The organism is Sphingomonas endophytica (genome assembly GCF_001476895.1).
In the GTDB taxonomy this organism is placed as follows: domain Bacteria; phylum Pseudomonadota; class Alphaproteobacteria; order Sphingomonadales; family Sphingomonadaceae; genus Sphingomonas; species Sphingomonas endophytica_A.
On record NZ_LDTB01000128.1, the window covers coordinates 1 to 784 of the forward strand.

The 784-nt window shown below is 59.1% G+C and carries 1 protein-coding gene; it reads left to right on the top strand.

From position 1 onward, the window contains the following. Window positions 1-240: FCD domain-containing protein (locus NS334_RS18875; protein WP_206542677.1), on the top strand; the 240-nt coding region annotated here is incomplete at its 5' end. Window positions 241-784 lie beyond the last annotated feature (544 nt).

The following is a 784-nucleotide window of genomic DNA, read 5'->3' on the forward strand; positions in this document are numbered from 1 at the left end:
ATCCTCGAGCCAATGATCGACATGCCGATCGTGGTGCGGTCGTTTTTTCTGTACTCACCGGCAGAACTCGCTCAGAGCCTTCACCATCACGAGGACATCACGATCGCAGCACGCCTGCGCGATGGACAGCTCGGGCGACGCGCGATGCAGCTCCATCTTACGATGTCATACGCCCGTGTCCTTCAGCACCGCGAGAATTGGCGCGAGAAACGGCCAATCGCCCCCTCCGATACTCAGTAAGGAGCGAGCGGCTCTGTCACGGCGTACTTGCCGTCGGTTGTGCGTTTTTTGGTTTCTTAGCTGCGCTTCACCGCTCATAGCCGGTAGGATCTGAACTGTCCGACGGGCTCGCGAACGCCTTACGCAGAACTGTCCAAGGAAATCGGGGTTACGACAACTTCTAACCGCGCGAAGGCCGAATCGTGGTTGGCCCGCGGCCTTATCTTGCTCCAGAACGCGGAGTGGTGGCGCGCGGCACATCCGCACACCGTCGGCGACGATGATGTATTGGGGCAACCACGCCAAGACGCGCGAGGCCTTCCAGGGCGGCTTGACCAAGAGCGGCAACAAGTGCGTTCGCAATGCCGGTGGAACGTATACCTATGCGGGCCGCAGCGATGACATGCTCCCATGCCAAACTTGCTCAGAGCGCCTTTCAAAGCAACAGTCTTCGCAAGCAAGCCAATTCAACTGCACGGACCGGACAATCGATACCAACGTCAGTATGCGTTGTTGCTCGACGTGCTGCGGATGGACGTCTCGGAGGACCTGCTCCCCTAGATGA